Annotated in this window: 3 protein-coding genes and 2 pseudogenes; 2 read left to right on the top strand and 3 right to left on the bottom strand. The window is 63.7% G+C overall.

All coding sequences use genetic code 11. The features are described from left to right. Positions 1-305 precede the first annotated feature (305 nt). Positions 306-1,291 (top strand): annotated as a pseudogene (locus tag IEY63_RS22670) (IS630 family transposase). 651 nt (positions 1,292-1,942) lie between these two features. Here IEY63_RS22670 and IEY63_RS21160 read toward each other — a convergent pair. Next, a pseudogene (locus IEY63_RS21160) lies at positions 1,943-2,789 on the bottom strand (IS5 family transposase). Positions 2,790-3,305: 516 nt separating this feature from the next. On the opposite strand from IEY63_RS21160, the gene IEY63_RS21155 reads away from it, so the two are divergent. Continuing rightward, positions 3,306-3,755, top strand: coding sequence for a hypothetical protein (locus tag IEY63_RS21155; RefSeq protein ID WP_189070987.1), 450 nt, complete (start codon positions 3,306-3,308; stop codon positions 3,753-3,755). A 289-nt stretch (positions 3,756-4,044) separates the two neighbouring features. Here the strand turns inward: IEY63_RS21155 and IEY63_RS21150 are convergent, their stop codons facing one another. Both IEY63_RS21150 and IEY63_RS21145 read right to left on the bottom strand, forming a co-directional pair. Continuing rightward, positions 4,045-4,926, bottom strand: a complete 882-nt coding sequence (locus IEY63_RS21150) for a ParB/RepB/Spo0J family partition protein (protein WP_189070986.1) — start codon at positions 4,924-4,926, stop codon at positions 4,045-4,047. Next, positions 4,923-5,696: a type II toxin-antitoxin system prevent-host-death family antitoxin gene (locus IEY63_RS21145; RefSeq protein WP_189070985.1), complete on the bottom strand. Its 774-nt coding sequence runs from the start codon at positions 5,694-5,696 to the stop codon at positions 4,923-4,925. The genes IEY63_RS21150 and IEY63_RS21145 overlap by 4 nt, the downstream gene beginning before the upstream one ends. Positions 5,697-6,000 lie beyond the last annotated feature (304 nt).

The raw sequence follows: 6,000 nt of genomic DNA, 5'->3' as shown, positions 1-6,000 counted from the left end.
AACAGGCGGGCTGAGGTACGCTGAGATTTGCAAATCGGCTGGAACCGCAATTGGGGCACCCTCAAAGGAGTGTGCTCACGGCGCGTCTGACGCAGCTGAGAAGGGAAAGCGGACAGCGAAGCTCTGACGCGTGCCCATTACGGCGTATGCCTGGAGTCGGTGGAGCACCAGAGGCAGATCACCGAACTCCACCTCGTACGGGCCTTCGCTGGCATGCGACAGAATGAAGCACCAAGCGGCACTGTGAGGTAAAGCAACCTCTATTGATCACGGCGAAGATCTGAGTCGATAGGGGTGCCGTATGCCTGGTTGGCAGCCGACGCAAGTCGCGCGCGCAACTCGAGAAGCGCCGCCTGGCTGCTCTCGCATAGAGACAACGCGGCACCCACCGGAATCAAGAGATTGCGGATCACCTCGGTGTCTCTGTGCATACGGTCTACACTTGGAAAGCACGACAACGGCGCAATGGTGGCCTGCAGGCCACCATTGCTGGTGGTGCGGTCTCGCGACTCACCGCTGCACGACACGACGAGTCACCGATCTGATCGGACGCCATTTCGAGGTGTGGTATCACCACGACCACGTCCGGAAAATTCTTCGCCAGTTGGGCTTCACACCGCAGATACCAGATGGACGGGCGGCTGAGCGCAACGAACTCCGGATCGCGTCCTGGCGGGAACAGGTGGCGCCGGAGTTGGGGAAAAAAGGTCGCTGAGGGCGCGACCCTGGTGTACCTGGATGCGGTCGGCTTCTCGCTGAAAGGCGTGCGAAGGCGACCCTGGTCGACCAGGGTCGTGACGCCGCTGGTCTCGCTCCCAGCCAACTGGGAGACACCCTCGACCACCGGGGCGATCACCTCGGACGGTCGATTCTTCCAGCATACGAAGTCCGGGGAGATACGCAGCGGGAACGTGACCCGGTTTTTCCAGCATCTGCTGCGCCACGTTCAGGGGGGGATCGTGGTGGTGCCGGATAATGCAGGCATTCACAGGTACAAAGCCACTCGGGCGTTCGTGGGTCTCCACGAACGCCTGTCGCTGGTGTTTCTCCCACACCGTACGCTCCGGTGTTGAACCCGATCGAGCTGGTGTGGGCACATGTGAAGCGAAATGTACTGGGGATCTTCTGTGCCCGTTCAGTGGCCCTGCTGAAGGCCAAGCTCGTGGTCGCCTGGCAGCGGGTCCGGTACACCGAATCTGCCGTGGCGACTGATGGATGCCCACTGGTGCCGGTATCAATAGTAGTTCTTTTAATCGGAAATCGAAGCTGTTCATTGCTTTCAAGAGAGTGAATGCTGTTTGTGTATTGAAAACATGTACTTTGACAGCGTGTTGAGCGGGTGTATTGACAGGATGCTGAGAATCTAATAGGATTTCCCTAGCGGTCAGACGTGGCCGTTAGGGGACTGAAAAATTCAGGCGATCTGCCTGAGGGGTTATAGAACATAGATATTGCTAGTTTCTGGCCAGGAACGTTTCGCTGCTTGATTGTTAGAGCAGTGCGGGTTGAAAGAAGAGCGGGAAGGCTGTGTGAACAGGTCAGGTGTAGTGATGTAGCGCCCCTTCCCCGGGGCGCTTCCTCATGGCATGTGCAGGCTCGTCGGCTGAGGTCAACGAAATCCAGATGGTGAGACAGGAGATTGGGCGCCACTACAGATCCAGTCGGACTGGACCTGTAAGTGGCCGAACTCCGCACTCACCAGCACCGACAACGCCGAATTTCCGAACCGCTCCATAAGAGCGGGGCGATTCACCTGGCTGTGAAGATCACGGCGTCTGGCCAACGACCACGAAGTGCTGGTCGAGACCACCGATGCCCGCTCGGTGGCCGTTCTGAAGGCGAAGCTCGTGGTGGCCTGGCAGCAGGTCCGGTACATCGAACTGCCTCGCCAACTGATGGATTCTAACCTATGCCGGTATCAATAAAGTGCGTCTGAAAACCGTCAGGGTGGATCTTTTGCCAGGCGACGCACCATCAGCCGAATCATGACCTCATAGATGAGGTTCTCTGTGGTTTCCACCAGCACCTCGTCGTCCTTGGCCATCCGCCGCGACTGTCCCAGCCAGGCGAAGGTCCGCTCCACCACCCAGCGGCGTTTCAGCACCACGAACCCTTTCGGCACCTCTACGACACGTGGAGGTGCATCCTTTGGCGCCCAGGTGCCCTGCCACCCAGACCAGGGATGTTTGACGATCGCCAACGTCCAACCCAGATGGGTCTTGATGTCGCTCACCAGCTTGCCGGTGTACCCCGCATCCGCCCACACGTGCCCCATGCGTGGAAACACATTGGGCAGGTCGCGCAGCAGGAGGACCGCACCGGTGCGGTCCTGGATATCGGCCTCGTGCACCTTGATCGTCATGACGAGTCCAAGGGTGTCGACGAGCAGGTGACGCTTGCGGCCACTGACTGTCTTGCCACCGTCGGAGCCGCGAGGTCCACCGGCTTCGGTCGTTTTCACGTACTTGCTGTCGATGATCGCGGCACTGGGGGTCGCTGCGCGACCCTCACGCTGGCGGACCAGCTCCCAAAGGACTGTAGGAAGTGCCTCCCAGACGCCCCACAGTCTCCACAGACGGTGGTCGTGATAGATCATCTGCCAAGGGGGGAGGTCGTGCGGCTGTAGCCCGCCACGCAATTCCTCCGCGCAGGACGTAAAAGATCCCGTCCAGGATCTCTCGCAGCGACCACTTCCGTGGACGGCCAATGGGTGATGCTTGAGGCAGAAGAGGAAAAAGCACGTTCCACTCGGCGTCAGTCAGATCGTTCAGGTGCGCAGCTCGGGTCATGAGCGCTCCACCTCCGACCTCTACCGTGCAAGAATGATGGCTCGGGGAAATCTGCGCCAGCACGTTTTCAGACGCACTTTATTGATAACGGTGTAAGTCCGGCCCGATTCTTTGGAGACACATGCTGAGGGCCACCCACCGAGTGCTCCCGTGCCGGGCTCGAACAAGCTGGCACGTCCGGACGCACAGCATCAACGAGGCCATCGAGCGCTGATTCAACAGTCCGGCAGCAGGGATTCAAAGTAGGTTACTGCCATGTTCATCCAGCCCTGGCTGCTGACCCTGACCCTCACCGGGGGCGTGACCAGTCCGACCCCTCAGCCGCTGCCGAGTCCCCGCCCAGGACAGCCCGTGGTCTCCGCTTGTCCCGCCATGCTCGTTCCGCCAGTCTCCGTCGAGGTCAGGAACGAGGCCGGACAGGTCCTGCCAGACGCTGCCTCTGCCCCTGCTGTGTCTCTCGGACGCCAGGGAACGCGCCAGGTCACCGTGCACCGGGAGCGCACCGGTCGCTACACCGTGACCGTCAACCGCCCCTGGTACAGGCCGGTGACCGTACATGGTGTGGTGGTCAAAGAAAATCAGTGCGGCCCGGTCGCGCCCACACCGCTCGTGATTCGCCTTCAACCCGCTGTGAACGCCCCGATGGTCCGCGGCTTCGGCATTCTGGGTTCGGAACTGCACACGGCGGTCTGGCCGTACAAGCAGCGGTTGGGGAGCTTTGTGGATGCGCCTGGGGTGAATCCAGCGGTGATCTGGACGTCCAGCCGCCTGGATGTGGCGTCCATTGACCAGAGCGGTCTCCTCGTGGCGAAATGCCGGAAGGAAGCGGCCTGGACGGTCATCACGGCCAGGCTCAAGGCAGACCTGTCCATCACGGCCAGCGTGCGCTTCGGGGCGGGGGGAGCGCGCACCGATTGCAGTCGGGCGCAGCCGGGCCAGAAGGCAGGCCCCGGGCACCGTGGCTGATCGGGGGGGCGTGTTGACCTTCAGTTGGGTGTGTCGATGACCCCGGAGGTCTGCACCGGGCTGCTGAACGAAGTGACCCGGCCGGTTCCACTTTCAGCTCTTGACGCCTGAGGCAACTTTTGCCGTTCTCAATCGCCCCCGTGAGCACATGCCCTCAGCAAACTGAGGCGCCAACGGCAAGGGGTGCACCAAGGTGGCCTCCGGGGTGTCAGGTCGCATGACTTGACCTGTCCAACGACTGAGCGGCGCCTGAATATCGATATTCAGGCGCCGCTCAGGTAGGTGGGCGTCAGTCCAGCAGGTTCTGCAGGGCCCGCATCAGCCGCTCGGCCTCCTGCCGCTGCTCGGCGGTGAGCTGGGCCAGTCGCCGCGCGGTGAGGCGCCGTTTCAGGGCCGCGACCGCGTCCAAGGACGGGGCGGGGGAGAGCAGCAGTTTGATCTGCCGCTGCAGCTCCAGCTGGGTCCATCCCTGTGCCAGGGTGTCACGCACGAGGGCCCGGTGGTGCTCGGCCGGCGCCCGTCCGATCAGCAGCGCTTTGCTGTAGGCGAGTCCACCGGACTCTACCGCCGAGCGCATGGGGTCCGGCAGATCAAGGACCGGCAGGCCGTTGACGACGAACGACCGCCACTGCTCTCCCCCCAGTTGGCCGAACAGGCGCTCAACTGCCTGCACGTCCTCTGCGTGCTCGTCCGGCTGTGCGCGCAGCCGCTTCAGGTGCGCTGGCACCTCGTCCGGCCGCAGGCCGAGGACCTCCGCCGTGAGCTGCACCTTGGCGCGCACCTGCTCGAAGCGGTTGAGGTCATGCCGCTGCAGGTTCTCCAGGGCCGCCACGACTGGCACGTCCGCGTCGGCGACCGCCTTCACCATGGCCGGCATGGTGGTCAGGCCGGCCCGCACGGCCGCGCGGAAGCGACGCTCCCCGAAGACGATCTGGTACCGGCCGCCCACCGGCCGCACCAGGATCGGTTGCAGGACCCCCTGAGCCTCGATGCTGCGGGCGAGGTCCTGCAGGGCCGCGTCGTCAAAGTGCCGCCGGGGCTGATCGGGATTGGCGTCGATGAGCGAAACCGGAACTGTTTCCGGAGTGGCGGTCAGCGGCGCGGCGTAATCCCTTGCGCGGTCCAGCACTGCCGACATGCGGTCCGCCCCCTTGCGCGCAAACTTGTTCACGCGTCACTTCCCATCACCTGGAGGAGTTCTTCCCAGAGCTGCCGGAACTGCTCGAGTTCACTGGGCGCCGTGCCGAAGCCGCGCTCGTAGGCCGCGAGGGAGCGGATGACCGTCTCGAAGCGTGGATGCCGGTCGAGCGCCGTGTTCGCATCGTGCGCCATGGCCTTGCGGGCGTCGAAGCGGTTGAGGACAATCGCGTAGTTGAAGTTCGGCAGCGCCGCCTCGAGATCTGCCAGGAGTTCCAGGGTGGTGCCCAGCCGGTCGAGATCCATCGCGGTGGGCAGCACCGGTACGAGCACGACGTCCGCGACCGTGGCCGCACTCTTGAGGATCTCGCGGTTGTTGGGCGGCGTGTCGATGATGACGACGGTGCCGTCCCTGGCGAGTTCCCGGGCCTGGCGCATCAGGCTGTTGCGGTCCGCGGCGACCACCCGGAACGGCAGGCTGATGCTGTCGGCCTGCGCGTGCTGCTGCCAGCGCAGCGCACTGACTTCCTCATCCGCGTCGAGGACGGTGACCCGCTCACCCGCCGCAGCGATGGCCGCCGCGAGGTGCATCGTGATGGTGGTCTTCCCGACCCCTCCTTTGAGGGAGTTGAGGGCCAGAATGCGCGGGGCTCGGGCGGCGGTGGGCAGCGTGCCGGGCACGATCGTGGCGAGGGCTTCGCCATGCCGGGTGACCGTGACGGGACGGCCCGTCTCCTTGACTTCACGCAGCACGTCCGGCAGTTCCTCCCGCAGTGAACGCACGCCTACGGTTTTGTTGGCCATGGGCCGAGTGTACACATGTGTACACAAAAACGGAAGCCGCCGGTGATGAGGGAAGAGGCCTGGAGACAGAACCGGCGGGCGACGGCTCCCGTTGGGGGCGTCGTCCGGTGCCGACGACCGAAATTCAGCGGACGCTTCCACAGACCGGCGATCCGGAGGTCAGGCGACCTGCCCCACGGTTCCTTGCCACGCCGTTCATGGGGCTTGCAGGTCATCACGGTCGCGAGCAGAGCTGGTGGAGCGGGCTGGGCGGTGGGACAGCCCGGCAGGAGAGCTCAGGAGGTCAGGGTCCCCAGCGCGCATC

Origin of the sequence: Deinococcus radiotolerans, from assembly GCF_014647435.1 — a bacterium.
GTDB lineage: Bacteria > Deinococcota > Deinococci > Deinococcales > Deinococcaceae > Deinococcus > Deinococcus radiotolerans.
Note: the sequence above shows the minus strand (reverse complement) of the source record. Positions and strands in the feature narration are given on the sequence as shown.

Coding starts and splice junctions, on each gene's coding strand:
- IEY63_RS21145 (WP_189070985.1), bottom strand. CDS start 5,696: ATGGCCAACAAAACCGTAGGCGTGCGTTCACTGCGGGAGGAACTGCCG.